A 16,157-nucleotide genomic window follows, 5' to 3' on the forward strand; every position below is an offset into this window, starting at 1 on the left:
ACAGGAAATCCCCTATGGCAGACGCAACGGCTCAGGCGCCGAGAAGCTGGGGCCAGACCCTGGCCATGTACCGCAAGCCCATCATGCTGGCGATGCTGGTGCTGGGCTTCGCGTCAGGCCTGCCCCTGATGATGGTGTTTTCCAAGCTGAGCTTTTGGCTGCGGGACGCCGGAATTGATCGCACGACGATCGGCTTCTTCTATTGGGTGACGCTGTCTTATACGTTGAAACCGCTTTGGGCGCCTGTCGTGGATCGAGTGCCCATTCCATTCCTCACCTCGGCGCTTGGCAAGCGGCGCTCCTGGATGATCCTTGCGATTGTCGGCACGATGGCCGGTCTGGCACTGATCGCCTTCACCGACCCGGCCGAAGGCCTGCTGCTGACCGCGTTCGGCGCTTTCATCCTGTCCTACTCCGGCGCCACGCTGGATATTTCCATTGATGCCTGGCGGATTGAATCCGCTCCGCGGGACAAGCAGGCCAACATGGCGGCAGCCTATGTGCTGGGCTATCGCGGCGCGATCATGTTTTCCGGTTTCGGCCTGGCCATATCCGAATGGACCAATTGGACCGTGTCCTTCTTGGCCATGGCGGCGACGATGGGCATCTGCGCCATTCTGATCCTGTTCATGAAGGAGCCGCATCACGCCTATCGCGAGCCGGATACGCAGAGTTTCGGTAAGCGGGTGGCAGACTCGGTCATTGAGCCTTTCAAGCAGTTCTGGGACCGACTAGGTCACTGGATCGTGCCGGTCTTCCTTCTGGTTGCCTTCTATCGCTTGTCAGATTTCACAATGGGGGTAATGGCTAGCCCTCTCTATTCCGACATGGGGTTTGACCGCGCTATCGTGGGCGGAATCCAGAGTGGTCCTGGCGTGATTTCTACGATCGCTGGTGGCTTTCTCGGCGGGTTGGTCGCCTATCGTTACGGCGTGCTGCGGGCCATGGTTCTGGGGGCGCTGATCACCTTCCTGACCAATGCGGCTTTCGCCTATTTGGCAGCGACCGGCGACAGCGAAAGCGTCGGGCTCCTAGCGGTGGTCATTTCAGCGGACAATGTAGCGGCCGGTTTCGTCGGCACGGCATTCATCGCCTATCTGTCATCCCTGACGGATCCGCTGAATGCCGCGACCCAATACGCGCTTCTGTCTTCGCTTTACGCCCTGATCTGCAAGTTCATTGCGGGCTTTTCGGGCGCCATGACAGATGTCATCGGCTATACGAGCTTCTTCCTCGTCACCGCGAGTTATGCCCTGCCCATGGCAGGACTCATCATGTTCATCATGATGCGCGGTTCTGATGCGGCCCGTGGCGTTCGGGACTTGGAGAAACAGGAAACGTCCTGACCCCTACTCCGCCACCATCGGTGTCTCGACCTCGTGTTTTTCCGGGTCGTAGGCGGCGAGGGCGGCCAGGGTGGTGATCTCGCTGACCGAAGCGCCCAGCCGGGCGATCTGGACCGGTTTTTCCACGCCGACCAGCATCGGACCGATCACGGTCGCCCCACCCGCCACGCGCAGCAGCTTGGTGGCGATGGAGGCGGCATGGATGGCCGGCATGACCAGGACATTGGCCGGGCCTTTCAGGCGCGAGAAGGGGTAGAGGAAGCGGTGTGACGGATCGAGCGCCACGTCGACATTCATCTCGCCCTCGTATTCGAAATCCACACCGCGCTCGTCCAGCAGGCGAACCGCCTCCTGGAGCTTTTCCGAGCGCTGGCCGGACGGATTGCCGAAAGTGGAATAGGACAGGAAGGCCACGCGCGGGGTGAAGCCGAAACCCTTGGCCGTGGCCGCGGTTTCCTCGGCAATGTCGGCGAGGGCCTCGCTGTCCGGGAATTCCGCGATATTCGTGTCGGCGATGAAGAGCGTCCGGTTCTTGGCGAGCGCGATGGACATGCCCATCACGCGCTGGCCCTCGGCCGGATCCAGCACCAGCGAGACATCGGACAGGGCAGCTGCATAGGAGCGCGTCGTACCTGTCACCATGCCGTCGGCATCGCCCAGCTTCACCATGCAGGCGGAGAAGACATTCCGGTCATTATTGACCAGGCGCTGCACATCGCGGCGCAGATAACCCTGACGCTGCAAGCGTTCATAGAGGAAGTCCGCATAGTCCGAATTGCGGTCGGACAGGCGCGCATTGACCACTTCGATCGCATCTTCCGGCACGCCGACCAGGCGCATGTTGGCCTTGGTGATCTCTTCACGGCCGACCAGCACAGCCTTGCCCAATTCCTGGTTCTGGAAGGCATAGGCGGCGCGGATCACCGAGGGTTCCTCGCCTTCGGCAAACACGATACGGCGGCCGTGGCCCATCACTGCGCCCTGGATCCGCTGCAGCAGCGCAGCGGTCGGGTCGAGGCGGCGGGCCAGCGAGGCGCGATAGGCCGACATGTCGGCAATCGGCTTGCGGGCGACACCCGTATCCATGGCGGCCTGGGCCACATAGGGCGGCACGTAATGGATCAGGCGCGGATCAAAGGGCGAGGGAATGATGTATTCGCGGCCGAATGTCGGACGATGGCCGTGATAGGCGGCGGCCACTTCGTCCGGCACATCTTCCTTGGCCAGGGCGGCCAGAGCGCGCGCGGCAGCGATCTTCATCTCTTCATTGATGGTGCGGGCTCGCACATCCAGCGCGCCGCGGAAGATGTAGGGGAAGCCGAGGACGTTATTGACCTGGTTGGGATAGTCCGACCGGCCCGTGGCGATGATGGCATCCTCGCGTACGGCTCGGGCATCTTCCGGCGAGATTTCCGGGTCCGGATTGGCCATGGCGAAGATGATCGGGTCCTTGCCCATCGTCTTGACCATGTCCTGGGTCAGCGCACCGGCGACCGAGAGGCCCAGGAAGCAGTCCGCCCCGTCCACGGCCTCGGCCAGGGTGCGGCGGTCGGTTTCCACGGCATGGGCCGCCTTCCACTGGTTCAGCCCGTCGCGTCCGGGATGGATCACGCCCTTGCTGTCGCACAACAGGGCATTCTCATGCTTCACGCCCATTGCCTTGAGCAGTTCAAGCACGGCGATACCCGCGGCACCGGCGCCGTTCACGACGACGCGCAAGTCTTCCATCTTCCGATTGGTCAGGTGACAGGCATTGATGATGCCGGCCGCGGAGATGATGGCGGTGCCGTGCTGGTCATCATGGAAGACCGGGACATCGAGCAGTTCGCGCAGGCGCTGTTCGACGATGAAGCTTTCCGGCGCCTTGATGTCTTCCAGATTGATGCCGCCGAACGTATTGCCGATGCGCTTGACGCATTCGATGAAGGCTTCGGCGTCTTCTTCTTCCACCTCGATGTCCACGGCATCGAGGTCGGCAAAGCGTTTGAACAGGACCGCCTTGCCTTCCATCACCGGTTTGGAGGCGGGCGCGCCCAGATTGCCCAGGCCCAGAATGGCAGTGCCATTGGAGATCACGGCGACCATATTGCCCTTGGACGTGTAGTCGTAGACCGCGTCCGGGTTTTCCGCGATGGCCTTCACCGGTGCGGCCACGCCCGGGCTGTAGGCCAGGGAGAGATCGCGCTGGGTCGCCATGGGTTTGGTCGGCGTCAGGCCGAGCTTGCCGGGAACCGGTTCCTTGTGAAAGGCAAGCGCTTCTTGATCGTCGACTGGGCTGGTTCTGTCGTTCATCCCCGAAATGTCCCGTTTTTCGTGAAGGAAAGTGTTGTGTAGGGCCTTAGCCGCTTCCTACCCTTGCACGCAACACGAAACCTCGCCACCGTCCGCGCCATGAACGCCCATACCACGCTCCCGATTCCAGCAGATCGCACCTTCCCCACCGCGGAGGGGGCGACGCCCATGATGGAGCAATTCCTCGATCTGCGGGGCCAGGCCCCGGCCGATGCGCTCCTGTTTTACCGGATGGGCGATTTCTACGAGCTCTTCTTTGATGATGCCGTGCGCGCGGCCGCGGCTTTGGACATTGCCCTGACCAAGCGGGGCGAGCATCAGGGCGAACCCATCCCGATGTGTGGTGTCCCGGCGGCGACGGCAGAGGCCTATCTGGCCCGCCTGATCAAGGCCGGTTTCAAGGTTGCGGTCGGCGAGCAGACTGAAGATCCCAAGGCGGCCAAGGCGCGCGGCGGGTCCAAGGCCGTGGTGCGGCGCGAGATCACCCGGATCGTCACGCCCGGCACGCTGACCGAGGACAGCCTGCTTGATCCGCGGTCATCCAACCGCATCGCCGCCCTGGCGCGGCTGGCCAGCGGCGAAGCGGCGATTGCCTGGGCGGAAGTGTCGACTGGTGAGTTCATGGTCTCCGCCGTGTCCGCGGCCACAATGGCTGCCGAACTGGCTGCCATGAGCCCGGCGGAACTCCTGGTCGAGGAAAGCCTGTTCGGTGAAGCCGCTGCGATGGCGGGTCGCGCTACGCTGACGCCCCTGCCGCGCGCCAAGTTCGATGTGGCCTCTGCGGAACGGCAATTGAAGGCCCAGTTCGGCGTCCAGGAACTGACGGCCTTTGGTGATTTCTCCAAGGCGGAACGCTCCGCGCTGGGGGCTCTGCTGGACTATCTGGCCCTGTCCCAGGCCGGCGCTCCGGCCAAGCTGGCACCACCCCGCCAGGCCCGTGAGGGTAGTGTTCTGGCCATTGATCCGGCAACCCGGGCCAGCCTGGAAATTGACAGGACGATGTCAGGAGAGCGGAAAGGCTCCCTGCTCGATGCGATCGACCGCACGGTCACGGCTCCCGGCGCGCGTGCGCTGGCGGAACGCCTGGCCCGTCCGCTCACCGATGTCGCCCACATCGAGGCGCGCCTGGATGCCATCGCCTGGTTCGAACGCGAGGCTTCGGCGCGGCGGGAATTGCGCGATCGCCTGAAAAAGGCCGGCGATGCCGAGCGCGGCTTGTCCCGTCTTCTGCTGGGCCGTGGCGGTCCGCGGGATCTGAAATCCCTCTCCAGTGCCCTGCTTGAGGGGGAGGCGATGGCGTCGCGGCTTCTGGGTGAAAAGCTGGACACGCCACCGCCCCTGATCGCTGACGCACTCGACGCTCTGACCCTCGCCGACAAGCCGTCCCTGGCCGGTCTGGTCCATGATCTGGAACGTGCTGTGGTCGACGAGCCGCCGCTCATGGCGCGCGATGGTGGCTTCATCGCCGAAGCCTGGCTCCCCGCCCTGGATGAGACGCGTCAATTGCGCGACGCCTCCCGCCGGATCGTGGCCGGTCTGCAGCAGACCTATGCCGAGGCGACCGGCGTGTCCGGTCTGAAGGTGAAGCACAACAATGTACTGGGTTATTTTGTCGAGGTGACGGCCAAGCATGCCGACACGTTGATGGGGAATGACACCTTCATCCACCGGCAGACCATGGCCAATGCCGTCCGCTTCAGCACGACCGAGCTTGCCGAGCTGGAATCCAGGATTGCCAGCGCGGCAGACCGGGCCCTGGCGATGGAAATCGAGGCCTTCAACGAATTGCGCGACCGGGTGGAGGCTGAAACCGGTCTGATCCGTGCGGCCACGCGGGCTTTGGCAGAATTTGATGTCACTGCTGCGCTTGCTGAATGGGCCGAGGAGTCCCAGGCCTGCCGACCCCAAGTTAACGATTCGTTTACGTTTTCTGTTACGGCCGGCCGCCATCCCGTGGTCGAACGCTCGCTCGAGCGCAGTGGCGAGGGGCGGTTCACCCCCAATTCCTGCCAACTGGATGGATCGGGGGAAAATGCGCCCCGTTTGACCTTTATTACGGGTCCCAACATGGCGGGTAAGTCGACCTATCTGCGCCAGAACGCCCTCATTCTCATGCTGGCCCAGTCAGGATGCTATGTGCCCGCCGAAGCGGCGGAAATCGGCATAGCGGACCGGCTCTATTCACGCGTCGGTGCCGCCGATGACCTGGCCCGCGGCCGCTCTACCTTCATGGCGGAAATGATCGAGACAGCGGCCATCCTGAACCAGGCCACACCGCGCAGCTTCGTGATCCTGGACGAGATCGGCCGGGGCACGGCGACCTTTGACGGCCTGTCCATTGCCTGGGCCGCTGCGGAACATCTGCACGAGATCAATCAGTGCCGCGCCCTCTTCGCCACGCATTATCACGAACTGACCCGTTTGTCGGAGGACCTCGACGCGGCCGGCAATGCCTCGCTCAAGGCCAAGGAATGGAAGGGCGAGCTGGTCTTCCTCCACGAGGTGGGCCCCGGGGCGGCCGACCGTTCCTACGGGATCGAGGTTGCCCGCCGGGCCGGTCTTCCCCGCAAGGCGGTCAGCCGGGCCCAGTCCATTCTCAAACGCCTGGAATCGGACAATGCGCCCTCGGCTGCGTTGGACACGCTTCCGCTGTTCGCGGTCGCCGAGCCTGACGCTGCACCGGAACCGCTCGTCTCTGCCGTGGAGGAAAGACTGGGACCGGTCGATGTCGATGGTCTGTCGCCGCGCGAGGCGCTCGACCTCGTTTACGAGCTCAAGGGACTGGTCAAGAAGACGTGACGCGTTAACCCGTGCCCTCTAGATTGGCCCCGACATGACCCGCTCCGTTCTGCCTGCCTCTCTCGACGCCCTGAAATTGCGGGCGGAACTGGCCGCTGCCCTGGCCCAGGATGGCTGGGATTCGCCAGCGGCCCGCCAGGCCGGACTGGGTCAGGTGAAAGCGGCGCTGGACCGCTTCCGGGAACAGGCCTTCGCGCGTCTGTCCGGCCAGGGCGGTGGCGCTGCGGCCGCCCAGACGCTGGCTGACGGGGTCAGTGTCTGCCTCCACGCTCTGTTCGACTCCATGGCCTCGGCGGATCCGGAGGGTTCGACCGGTGTCGCCCTGTGTGCCCTGGGCGGTTTCGGGGCGGGCGAATTGGCGCCGGCGTCCGATGTCGACCTGCTTCTGATCAAACCGGATGGTGAGAGCGAGACGACCGATCGCTTCCTGCAGCAGGTGCTCTATGCCCTGTGGGATCTCAAGATCGATGTCGGCGGCGGGGCCTGCCGCTCGATTGACGAGACGCTGGACCTGGCCCGGGAGGACGCCTCCGAACGCACGGCGCTGCTCAGCCTGCGCCATCTGGCCGGCGACGAAACCCAGACCCAGTCCCTCGCCCAGCGTTTCCGCGAGGAAGTCGTGGCGGGTGACCTGCAGGGCTTTGTGGAAGCCAAGCTGCGCGAGCGCGATGCCCGGATCGAAAAGGCCGGCCGCTCCCGCTACACGGTCGAGCCGCATCTGAAATCCGGCAAGGGTGGTCTGCGCGATCTCCAGCTCATGCGCTGGCTGGCGCAATTCCTGTACGGCGCCGACGCGTTCGAGCGCTGGGTCGGCACGCGCCTGCTCTCGGTCGAGGATGTCGACCGCTATGTCGCCGCCGATGACTTCTTCTGGACCGTCCGCTTCCATTTGCACGAACTGGCCGGCGGCAAGGATGAGAAACTCGCTTTCGACCTGCAGCCGGAAATCGCGGCCCGCATGGGCTTTGAGGATGGCGAGGATGAAAGCGGTGTCGAACGTTTCATGCGCCGCTATTTCCGCACCGCCATGGATGTCGGCTCCCTGACCCGCCTGGTCTGCGCCAAGCTGGAAGCCGATGCCTGGAAGTCCAAGCCGAAAGGCCTGGCCCGCTTCCTGCCGCCCAGCATGGAAGCGGACGAGAATGCCGATGTCGCCGAATTCATCGTGCGCGATGGCCGGCTGGACTTTGCCCATGCCACCCAGATCCGCGAGGAACCGGTGCGGATCATGCGCTTCTTCCATGTCGCCGCCTCACGCCGGCTGGACATGCATCCGGAAGCCGTGGCGCGGATCGGCCGCACCCTGCATTTCATCGATGATGATTTCCGCCGTGACCCCCGCGCGGCCCGCGCCTTCTTCGCGGTCCTCCTCGACGCACCGGCCCCGATGGCCGTGCTGCGCATGATGACCGAGGCGGGCGTGCTGGGCCGCTATATCCCCGAATTCGGCGATATCGTCGCGCGCACCCAATTCAACATGTATCACCGCTACACGGTGGATGAGCACACGCTGCAGGCGCTCGGATTCCTGCGCGAGATCGAGGACGGGCTGCACCCGGAAGAACACCCGCTGGCAACCCGGATCACCCCGCTGATCCAGAACCGCCGCGCCCTGCACCTGGCTGTGCTTCTGCACGATACCGGCAAGGGGTCGGGCGATCAGTGCGTGGAGGGTGCCCTGCGCGCGCTGACGGCCTGTGAACGTCTCGGCCTGGGTCATCAGGAGAGCGAGCTGGTCGCCTGGCTGATCCGCTCCCACCTCCTGCTCAGTGATACCGCCCAGCGCCGCGATCTGTCGGATCCGCGCACCGTGGCCGACTTTGCCGCGGCGATGGGCTCGCTGGAACGGCTGCGCCTGCTCACCGTGCTGACCGTGGTGGATATCCGCGCCGTCGGACCGGGCGTGTGGAATGGCTGGAAGGCCCAGCTGATCCGCGACTTGTACGCGGCCACGGAAACCGTACTGGCCAGCGATGGCGACGCACTGGAAGCGGCGCGCCAGGGCCTGGCAGACAATGCCCAGACCGAGCGCGACCGGATCCGCCCGCGACTGGAGCGGATGAATCCGGATTTCGCTGCCTGGTGGGTGGCTGAATTGCCGGACCCCTACTGGGTCTCCTTCGGTCAGGAAGACCGCTTCCGCCATGCGGCCTTCGTGCGCAATGCCTGGGAAAAGGGTGAGCACACCTCGGCCGGCGTGCGCGTCGACCGCCGCCGTTCGGCGACGGAAGTGATGATCTGGTCGCCGGACCGCAACCGGGTTTTTGCCGATCTCGTCGCGGCCTTTGCCGAAATGGGCGCTGATGTCGTCGGCGCGACCATCAACACCACTGTGTCCGGCCAGGTCTTCGACGTGTTCTACATCCAGGATGCGGCCGGTCAGCCCTATGGCCAGCAGGATGAGCGCCAGCGCCAGGCCCTGGTGGCCTATCTGCGCGAAGTGGCGACCGGCGAGCTGACCGTGCGCCGCCGTCAGGGCGGCCCGTTGGCGCGCCGCGATGCGGCCTTCCGCGTGACCCCGGCCGTGACCCTGTCCAATGAGATCGCCGAGAATGCCACCGTGATCGAGGCGTCGGGCCGCGACCGGCCAGGCCTGCTGGCTGATCTGGCGGACGTGTTGGCCGATGAAAACCTGGCGCTCACCTCAGCCCAGATTGACGGGTATGGCGAACGGGCGACAGACGTGTTCTACGTCACACATGAGGGCGGCAAGCTGGAAGATGAGGCCGTCACGGAACGTGTCCGCGAAGGCCTGATGGCCGTGTTCAGCGAGAATGAGACCGCTTTCGACAAGAAGGCGGCCCAGCGCGGCATTGCCCGGGCCAAGGCCAGTGTTCTGAGGTAGGACCGCATGCGTCTTTTGAGATCTTCGGCCGTTGTCGGCGTCATGACCTTGGGCAGCCGGCTTCTTGGCCTTGTGCGCGAGATCCTGCTGGCCCGCGCGCTGGGGGCGGGAGCCGTCACGGACGCCTTTCTCACAGCCTTCCAATTCCCCAACCTGTTCCGCCGGATCTTCGCCGAAGGCGCTTTCAATTCGGCCTTTGTGCCGCTCTATGCCGGCAAGCTGGAAGGTGAGGGTCTGACCGACGCCCAAAAGTTTGCCCGCGATGTCGCAGCCATGCTGATGGCGGCCATGCTGGTTCTGGTCGTCGGGGCCCAGATCATCATGCCCTGGCTGATGTATCTGCTCGGACCGGGCTTTGTCGGTGATCCGGATATTTTCGGCCTGGCGGTCCTGCTGACCCAGATCACCATGCCCTATCTCTTCATGATGTCGCTCAGCGCCATGTTGAGCGGCGTGCTCAATTCCCACGGCAAGTTTGCTGTGGCGGCTGCGGCCCCCATGCTGCTGAATGTGACCCTAGTGGGCATTCTCTGGTTTTCGCCGGCAAGCGGTCAGGACCTCACCCTGCATCTGTCGATCGGGATCACCGTGTCCGGCCTGGCCCAGCTGGTCTGGCTCTATGCCGCCTGCCGCGCCACGGGCATCCGCCTGCGCTTCCAGCTGCCGCGCATGACCCCGGACGTGATGCGTCTCATCCTGCTGGGCGTACCCGGCGCGCTGGCCGCTGGCGTGACCCAGATCAACATCCTGGTCACCTCCTCGATCGCCACCATGCAGGAGGGCGCGCGCTCCTGGCTCTATTATGCCGACCGCCTCTATCAGCTGCCCCTCGGCGTGGTGGGGATCGCGATGGGCGTGGTGCTGTTGCCGACCCTGACCGGACGCCTCAAGGCCGGCGATATGCAGGCCGCCGGCAATGCGATGAACCGGGCGCTGGAAATTTCCATGGCGCTGACCCTGCCGGCTGCGGTCGCGCTGGGCGTGATCCCGGTCTTCATTGCCGAGGGCATTTATGAGCGCGATGCCTTCACGCCCCAGGATGCCATCATGGTGGGCCAGGCCCTGACAGCCTTTGCCGTCGGACTGCCGGCCTTTGTCCTGATCAAGGTCCTGTCGCCTGGCTTCTTCGCCCGGGAAGACACGGTCACGCCCATGAAATTCGCCACGATCGGCGTGGCCATCAATCTGGCGCTGGGGCTCAGCCTCTTCTTCGGGCCGCTGGGCTTTGCCGGTCTGGCGATTGCCACTTCGGTCGCGGGTTGGGTCAACACACTCCTGCTCGCTGTCACCTTGCGGCGGCGCGGCCTGCTGGATCCTGACAAGCGCCTGCTCAATCGTTTGCCGCGCATCGGTGCTGCGAGTGTGGTGATGGGGGTCTTCCTGTTTTATGCCGACCGGCATTCCGGCCTGGTCCTGCCCTATGTCCTCAATTCACCGATCCTGGCCCTGCTCGCGATCTGTTTCGCCGGGCTTGGTGTGTTCGGTCTGGCGTCGCTTTTGACTGGCGCCCTGCGGCTTTCCGAGGTGCGCGGCGCGCTCAAGCGCTCTTGAAGCCAAGCGCCGGGCTGGGTAACACGCCTTTCCACATTTATTCAGCAAGGCCCATCCCATGAGTGAAACGCCCACCGACTACAAAGGTCCGCAACGCGTCCTGTCCGGCATGCAGCCGACCGGCCGCCTGCATCTCGGCAATTATCTCGGGGCGCTGAAGAACTGGGTGTCCTTGCAGGAAGATGGCAGTCAGGACTGCTTCTACTGCGTGGTCGACATGCATGCGATCACCATGCCGCACGACCCGGCGACCCTGCCGGACGCCGTCCGTGCTGCCGCTGCGGCCTATATCGCGGCCGGTGTCGATCCGGAAAAGAGCACGATTTTCGCCCAGTCTGCCGTCCCGGCCCATGCCGAACTGGCCTGGATCTTCAATTGCGTGGCGCGTCTGGGCTGGCTCGAGCGCATGACCCAGTTCAAGGACAAGGCGGGCAAGGACAAAGAGCGGGCTTCGGTCGGCTTGTTCACCTATCCGGTCCTGCAGGCGGCGGACATCCTGGTCTACAAGGCCACCCATGTGCCGGTCGGTGAAGACCAGAAACAGCATCTGGAACTGTGCCGGGACATCGCGGCCCGTTTCAATCGTGACCACGGCAAGGGCGAGGCCATCTTCCCGCTCACCGATCCGGTGATCCAGGGGCCGGGCGCCCGCATCATGAGCCTGCGCGATGGCACGTCGAAAATGTCCAAATCGGACGTGTCCGACAATTCGCGCATCAATCTGGAAGATGATGCCGACATGATCGCCCGCAAGATCAAGAAGGCCAAGACCGATCCGGAACCGCTTCCCTCCGAGGAAGCCGGCCTGGCGGACCGGCCGGAAGCCAACAATCTGGTCGGCATTTATGCCGCCCTGGCCAACAAGACCAAGGCGGACGTCCTGGCTGAATTCGGTGGTCAGGGTTTTGGTGCCTTCAAACCGGCCCTGGCAGATGTCGCCGTGGAGTATCTGGCGCCGATTTCCGACGAATTCCGCCGTCTGATCTCTGACAAGGCCGAGATTGACCGCATCCTGGCCAAGGGTGGCGAACAGGCCCGCGCTGTCGCGGACCCGATTGTCGAGGAAACCAAGAAGATCATCGGTTTCTGGCACGCATGACCCCATGTCGCATGGCCCGGCGCGCGCCGCCGGGCTATGCCCTTGGGTGCAACCCCGGAGACTGACATGCGTTTTGCCCTCATCCTGACTTCTGCCCTCATGCTCACCGCCTGCGGTGGCCATGACGATCACGCTGCGATGGAGGGCGAGCATGCCGCCATGGATCATGGCGCGATGGCGCATGATGCGGGGCATGACGGCGGTGAGGCTGAGCTGGCCCCGCTGCCGGATGATGGCGTGATGCCGGTCGTTGATGTCACCGCCGCCTGGATGCGTCCGCACCCGCAGGGCCGGGATGTCACGGCCGCCTATTTCACGGCCCGTCTGGCCGGGGGTTCGGCGGATCGCCTCGTGGCCGCACGGATCGAGGGCGCAGCCTCCGTCGAGCTGCACGGCCATACGATGAATGATCAGGGCATGATGCAGATGCGGGCCGTCGGTCCGCAAACGCTGGAAGCCGGCGATACGCTGGTCTTCGCGCCGGGTGGTCTGCATCTCATGGTGTTCGGCCTCGCACCCGTGGTGGATGGCGACACGGTCGAAGGCGTGCTGGTTTTCGAGCGTTCCGGCGAGATTCCCGTCCGCTTTGCCGTTGGCCTGTCGGGCCCGTCGGCCGACTAGCCGGCTTCCGGCTCGGCCCGGTAGATCCCCGGATTGTACCGGGCGGGCGGTTTGGGCAGGAACACCCACATCAGCCAGGCCCCGGCACCGATCCCCCCGATCAGGGCCAGGCCGATCGGGTTTTCCTGGAAACCGGCAATGATGATCAGGCCGGCCACGCTGATCGCGGCCAGGATCAGTCCCAGTGCAAACATGATGATGGTGAAGGTCAGGGACGGGCCTTCCAGATAATCGACCTGGTCGTCATGCGGGGCGAGGGCCGTGTGAAGTGCGGTCAGGAAGGGGCGGAATGTGTCGGCCGTTGAGGTCCAGGCGCCCGGCCCGGTCCACTGCATTGAGCCGAACACAGCTTCCTGGCCCTCGGCATCGGTGACACGGCAGACGACCTGGCTGGACTGGCCCGCCATCTCGACCGCCAGCCGGACGCGGCGGATCTGGTCCAGCGGCATGTCACCGCCCCATTCGCCAGTCTCGGTCCGCCAGACAAGGGCGGTTTCCGTGATCGAGAACTGCAATGTTTGCGACCGGATATTGCGGCGATCGGTATGTGTGGCCATATCTGTGCCTCCCCCATGCGGGCGGCTTAACAGCATTTGCTGGACGAGTCGCCAGCAAGCCGCCAAACTCGGGTCGCATGCCGCAGAGTGATCGCAAATTCCTCGTCATTGCCGACGACAGCTCAGAGTGCCGCACGGCCCTCTATTTCGCTGCGCGCCGGGCCCAGGCCACGGGGGCGCATGTCTCCATCCTGGCCACGCACCAGCCCTCCGATTTCAATCACTGGATCGGCGTTGCCGAAACCGCCAAGCGCGAAGCAGAAAGTGCGGCGGAAACCCTGCTGGAATCCATGGCCGAGGATGCCGAGGCGGTGACGGGAGAACGTCCCGAACTCCTGCTGCGTGAGGGCGAGATCCGCGCCGTGATCAGCCAGATGCTGGAAGATGACCCGCTGATTTCCCTCCTCGTTCTGGCGGCGGCCAGGGCCAGCGAAGGACCGGGCCCGCTTGTCACGGCCCTGGCCCGGGGCAAGGGATTGTTTTCCAGCCGCGCTGTGCCGGTGACGGTGGTTCCCGGCGACATGACGCCGGAGGAGATCGACGCGCTCGTCTGATAACCCCACGCGGGAAATGGTTGATCTGGGCGCCGTCTCGCGCCACATCGCGGGTCAGGAGGCCCTGCCATGTTTATCCAGACCGAAGCGACGCCCAATCCGAACACGCTGAAATTCCTGCCCGGGCGGGAGATTTCACCCAATGCGCCGCGCGAGTTCGAGAGCGCCGAGGATGCCGACGCCTCGCCGCTGGCCGCCGACCTCTTCCTGATCGACGGTGTGAGCGGTGTGTTTTTCGGCGAGGATTTCATCGCCATCACCAAGACGGATGATTTCGACTGGGATCACATCAAACCCTTCCTCCTGGGTGCGATCATGGACGGGCTCCAGTCCGGCCGGCCGATCGTGGAGGACGGGCCGTCAGAAACCGGTCATGCCGGCTACGAGGATGACGGCGCCAATGCCGAGGTGATCCGCGAGATCATTGATCTCATCGATACGCGGGTCCGTCCGGCCGTCGCCAATGATGGCGGCGATATCCTCTTCCACTCCTATCTGGCTGATAGCGGTGTGGTGCGGCTGAAAATGCGCGGTGCCTGTGCCGGCTGCCCGTCCTCGACGATGACGCTGAAGGCCGGGATCGAGAACCTGCTGAAACACTACATCCCGGAAATCCAGTCGGTGGAAGCGGTCGAATAGACGCGGGCTGTCGGCTGAAGTCTTTTTCCAAATCAGAAATTCTAATTCGAATGCCGAGGCATTATGTCTTGCTGCAACGAAAATCACACTGACGGAGTCTGTGATGTCCACCGAGCTGACCGAAAAGCCCACCCATAATGATCCGATCCCGGCGGATGCGCTGAAGCAAATCCTGACCGAGGCGCGGACCTATAATGATTTCTCCGACCGCCCGGTCTCTGAAGAGACGCTGAAAACGCTCTACAATACGCTGCGCATGGGCCCGACCAGCGCCAATTCCAGTCCGGCCCGCTTCCTCTTCATCAGCTCTGCGGACGCCAAGGCCCGTCTGGAGCCGAGTCTGAGTGAAGGCAATCGCGCCAAGACCATGGCCGCCCCGGTAACGGTCGTGCTGGCCTGGGATACCGAGTTCTACGAGAAAGTCCCCCAGCTCATGCCGCACAATCCGGGCGCCCGGGAATGGTTCACGGCGCCGGAATCCACGCTGGCCAATGGCAAGCGCAATTCCGTGCTGCAGGCCGCCTATCTGATCATCGCGGCTCGCGCCCTGGGCCTGGATACCGGTGCGATGACCGGCTTCGACCCGGCCAAGCTGGATGCGGAATTCTTCGCCAATGATCAGGACATGAAGACCTGGAAGTCCGACATCCTGATCAATCTGGGTTATGGCACCACGAAAAACCTCTTCCCGCGCCTGCCGCGTCTGGACTTCGACGAGGCCGCCAAAATCCTCTAAAGGGCAGACATGATCCTGCTCGCCATCGACACCACCGGTCCGGACTGTTCCGTCGCCCTGCGCCAGCCGGGCCAGGCGGACGTCCTGGTCTGCGAGACGATCGGGCGGGGCCATGCCGAGCGCCTGGCCCCCATGGTTCAGTCCCTGCTCGCTGAAGCCGGGCTCCAGCCGCAACAGCTCGACCGGATCGCTGTGGCGACCGGCCCGGGGAGTTTTGCCGGCACGCGTGTGGCGACCGCCTTTGCGCGGGGTCTGGCCCTGGCCTGCGAGGCACAGGCCGTCGGCATCTCCAATCTGGCCGTGATGGCGCACCAGGCGGGCATGGAGACACCGCTCGTCGTGGCCCATGACGCCAAGCGCGGTGAAGTCGTGTTCCAGGTCTGGCCGGGCGGCGGCGATGCGCCGTCCGAACCGGTCCGGTTCAGCCTGCCGGAGGCGCGCGAAACCCTTGCCGATCTCGCGACGGGCGGTGGCCGCTTGGCCGGATCCGCCTCCGGCCTGCTGGCGGAGACGGGCCTGACCGAAACCGGGATCGAGACGCTCGACCTGGTCGCCCTGCTCGATTGCGGTGCTCTGGCCAGCGCCGACAGGGACAAGCCCTCGCCCTTCTATGCCCGTCCGCCGGATGCCAAGCTTCCCGGCGGGTTGGAGACGGCATGAGCTTGCGCATCGAGCAGGTCGGGCCCGCTTCCTCGGCGCGGCTGGCCGCGATCCATGCCACCGGTTTCGACCGGCCCTGGCCGGCCAACGAGATCGCTTCTCTGCTCCACATGCCGGCCTCGCTGGCGCTGGCGGCCTATGACGGTGATGAGATGGGCGGCTTTGTCCTCGTGCGCTCGGCGGTCGATGAGGCGGAAATCCTGACCATTGCCGTGCATCCGGACCTGCGCCGTAGCGGGGCCGGGCGGGCCTTGCTGGATGCCATGGCCGATGTCCTGGTCCGGACCGGTGTCACACGCGTCTTTCTGGAAGTCTCCACAGCCAATACGGCGGCCCGGGCGCTCTATGACCGGGCCGGTTTTCGCCAGATCGGACAGCGCCATGGCTATTATGCCGACGGAACCGACGCGCTGGTGCTGGAAAAAACGCTGCAGGGAAGTGGACAGGACGGGGCGTGA

13 protein-coding genes are annotated in these 16,157 nt (G+C 64.5%); 11 read left to right on the forward strand and 2 right to left on the reverse strand.

Features of this window, described 5'->3' with window-relative positions:
- Window positions 1-14 precede the first annotated feature (14 nt).
- Window positions 15-1,346, forward strand: a complete 1,332-nt coding sequence (locus tag I0K07_RS02825; protein WP_203291150.1) for an AmpG family muropeptide MFS transporter — start codon at window positions 15-17, stop codon at window positions 1,344-1,346.
- A 3-nt stretch (window positions 1,347-1,349) separates the two neighbouring features.
- Here the strand turns inward: I0K07_RS02825 and I0K07_RS02830 are convergent, their stop codons facing one another.
- A complete protein-coding gene (locus I0K07_RS02830) occupies window positions 1,350-3,638 on the reverse strand; it encodes an NADP-dependent malic enzyme (protein ID WP_203291151.1) in 2,289 nt (762 codons plus the stop codon).
- Between the two features lie 99 nt (window positions 3,639-3,737).
- Here I0K07_RS02830 and mutS point away from each other — a divergent pair, with 99 nt between their 5' ends.
- From mutS to I0K07_RS02855, 5 genes are all read left to right on the forward strand, one after another.
- The gene (gene mutS, locus I0K07_RS02835) at window positions 3,738-6,437 is read left to right on the forward strand and encodes a DNA mismatch repair protein MutS (protein ID WP_203291152.1); all 2,700 of its coding nucleotides are present in this window, start codon (window positions 3,738-3,740) and stop codon (window positions 6,435-6,437) included.
- A gap of 34 nt (window positions 6,438-6,471) precedes the next feature.
- The gene (locus I0K07_RS02840; protein ID WP_203291153.1) at window positions 6,472-9,282 is read left to right on the forward strand and encodes a [protein-PII] uridylyltransferase; all 2,811 of its coding nucleotides are present in this window, start codon (window positions 6,472-6,474) and stop codon (window positions 9,280-9,282) included.
- A gap of 6 nt (window positions 9,283-9,288) precedes the next feature.
- Window positions 9,289-10,833, forward strand: a complete 1,545-nt coding sequence (gene murJ, locus I0K07_RS02845) for a murein biosynthesis integral membrane protein MurJ (protein WP_203291154.1) — start codon at window positions 9,289-9,291, stop codon at window positions 10,831-10,833.
- Between the two features lie 58 nt (window positions 10,834-10,891).
- On the forward strand, window positions 10,892-11,932 hold the full coding sequence (gene trpS, locus I0K07_RS02850; RefSeq protein ID WP_203291155.1) for a tryptophan--tRNA ligase: 1,041 nt from the start codon (window positions 10,892-10,894) through the stop codon (window positions 11,930-11,932).
- A gap of 66 nt (window positions 11,933-11,998) precedes the next feature.
- On the forward strand, window positions 11,999-12,553 hold the full coding sequence (locus I0K07_RS02855) for a copper chaperone PCu(A)C (protein WP_203291156.1): 555 nt from the start codon (window positions 11,999-12,001) through the stop codon (window positions 12,551-12,553).
- On the opposite strand, the gene I0K07_RS02860 is transcribed toward I0K07_RS02855, so the two are convergent.
- On the reverse strand, window positions 12,550-13,110 hold the full coding sequence (locus I0K07_RS02860) for a hypothetical protein (protein WP_203291157.1): 561 nt from the start codon (window positions 13,108-13,110) through the stop codon (window positions 12,550-12,552). The two genes, I0K07_RS02855 and I0K07_RS02860, sit on opposite strands and share 4 nt — an antisense overlap.
- Before the next feature lie 77 nt (window positions 13,111-13,187).
- Between I0K07_RS02860 and I0K07_RS02865 the strand changes: the two genes are divergently transcribed.
- The 5 genes from I0K07_RS02865 (at window position 13,188) to rimI (ending at window position 16,157) form a co-directional block, all read left to right on the forward strand.
- Window positions 13,188-13,664: a universal stress protein gene (locus tag I0K07_RS02865; RefSeq protein ID WP_203291158.1), complete on the forward strand. Its 477-nt coding sequence runs from the start codon at window positions 13,188-13,190 to the stop codon at window positions 13,662-13,664.
- Window positions 13,665-13,733: 69 nt separating this feature from the next.
- Window positions 13,734-14,303, forward strand: coding sequence for a NifU family protein (locus I0K07_RS02870; protein WP_203291159.1), 570 nt, complete (start codon window positions 13,734-13,736; stop codon window positions 14,301-14,303).
- 103 nt (window positions 14,304-14,406) lie between these two features.
- The gene (locus tag I0K07_RS02875) at window positions 14,407-15,039 is read left to right on the forward strand and encodes a malonic semialdehyde reductase (protein ID WP_203291160.1); all 633 of its coding nucleotides are present in this window, start codon (window positions 14,407-14,409) and stop codon (window positions 15,037-15,039) included.
- Window positions 15,040-15,048: 9 nt separating this feature from the next.
- Window positions 15,049-15,699 carry a tRNA (adenosine(37)-N6)-threonylcarbamoyltransferase complex dimerization subunit type 1 TsaB gene (gene tsaB, locus I0K07_RS02880; protein ID WP_203291161.1) on the forward strand — a complete coding sequence of 217 codons (651 nt, stop codon included), beginning with the start codon at window positions 15,049-15,051 and terminating at the stop codon, window positions 15,697-15,699.
- The gene (gene rimI, locus I0K07_RS02885; RefSeq protein ID WP_203291162.1) at window positions 15,696-16,157 is read left to right on the forward strand and encodes a ribosomal protein S18-alanine N-acetyltransferase; all 462 of its coding nucleotides are present in this window, start codon (window positions 15,696-15,698) and stop codon (window positions 16,155-16,157) included. Before tsaB ends, rimI begins: the two co-directional genes overlap by 4 nt.

The sequence above is a fragment of the Maricaulis parjimensis genome (genome assembly GCF_016817355.1).
Lineage (GTDB): Bacteria > Pseudomonadota > Alphaproteobacteria > Caulobacterales > Maricaulaceae > Maricaulis > Maricaulis parjimensis.

Bases quoted from the DNA above. Each gene is read 5' to 3' on its own strand.
- I0K07_RS02860 (WP_203291157.1), bottom strand. From the start codon at position 13,110: ATGGCCACACATACCGATCGCCGCAATATCCGGTCGCAAACATTGCAG.
- I0K07_RS02865 (WP_203291158.1), top strand. From the start codon at position 13,188: ATGCCGCAGAGTGATCGCAAATTCCTCGTCATTGCCGACGACAGCTCA.
- murJ (WP_203291154.1), top strand. From the start codon at position 9,289: ATGCGTCTTTTGAGATCTTCGGCCGTTGTCGGCGTCATGACCTTGGGC.
- mutS (WP_203291152.1), top strand. From the start codon at position 3,738: ATGAACGCCCATACCACGCTCCCGATTCCAGCAGATCGCACCTTCCCC.
- I0K07_RS02830 (WP_203291151.1), bottom strand. From the start codon at position 3,638: ATGAACGACAGAACCAGCCCAGTCGACGATCAAGAAGCGCTTGCCTTT.
- I0K07_RS02840 (WP_203291153.1), top strand. From the start codon at position 6,472: ATGACCCGCTCCGTTCTGCCTGCCTCTCTCGACGCCCTGAAATTGCGG.
- rimI (WP_203291162.1), top strand. From the start codon at position 15,696: ATGAGCTTGCGCATCGAGCAGGTCGGGCCCGCTTCCTCGGCGCGGCTG.
- I0K07_RS02870 (WP_203291159.1), top strand. From the start codon at position 13,734: ATGTTTATCCAGACCGAAGCGACGCCCAATCCGAACACGCTGAAATTC.
- tsaB (WP_203291161.1), top strand. From the start codon at position 15,049: ATGATCCTGCTCGCCATCGACACCACCGGTCCGGACTGTTCCGTCGCC.
- trpS (WP_203291155.1), top strand. From the start codon at position 10,892: ATGAGTGAAACGCCCACCGACTACAAAGGTCCGCAACGCGTCCTGTCC.
- I0K07_RS02825 (WP_203291150.1), top strand. From the start codon at position 15: ATGGCAGACGCAACGGCTCAGGCGCCGAGAAGCTGGGGCCAGACCCTG.
- I0K07_RS02875 (WP_203291160.1), top strand. From the start codon at position 14,407: ATGTCCACCGAGCTGACCGAAAAGCCCACCCATAATGATCCGATCCCG.
- I0K07_RS02855 (WP_203291156.1), top strand. From the start codon at position 11,999: ATGCGTTTTGCCCTCATCCTGACTTCTGCCCTCATGCTCACCGCCTGC.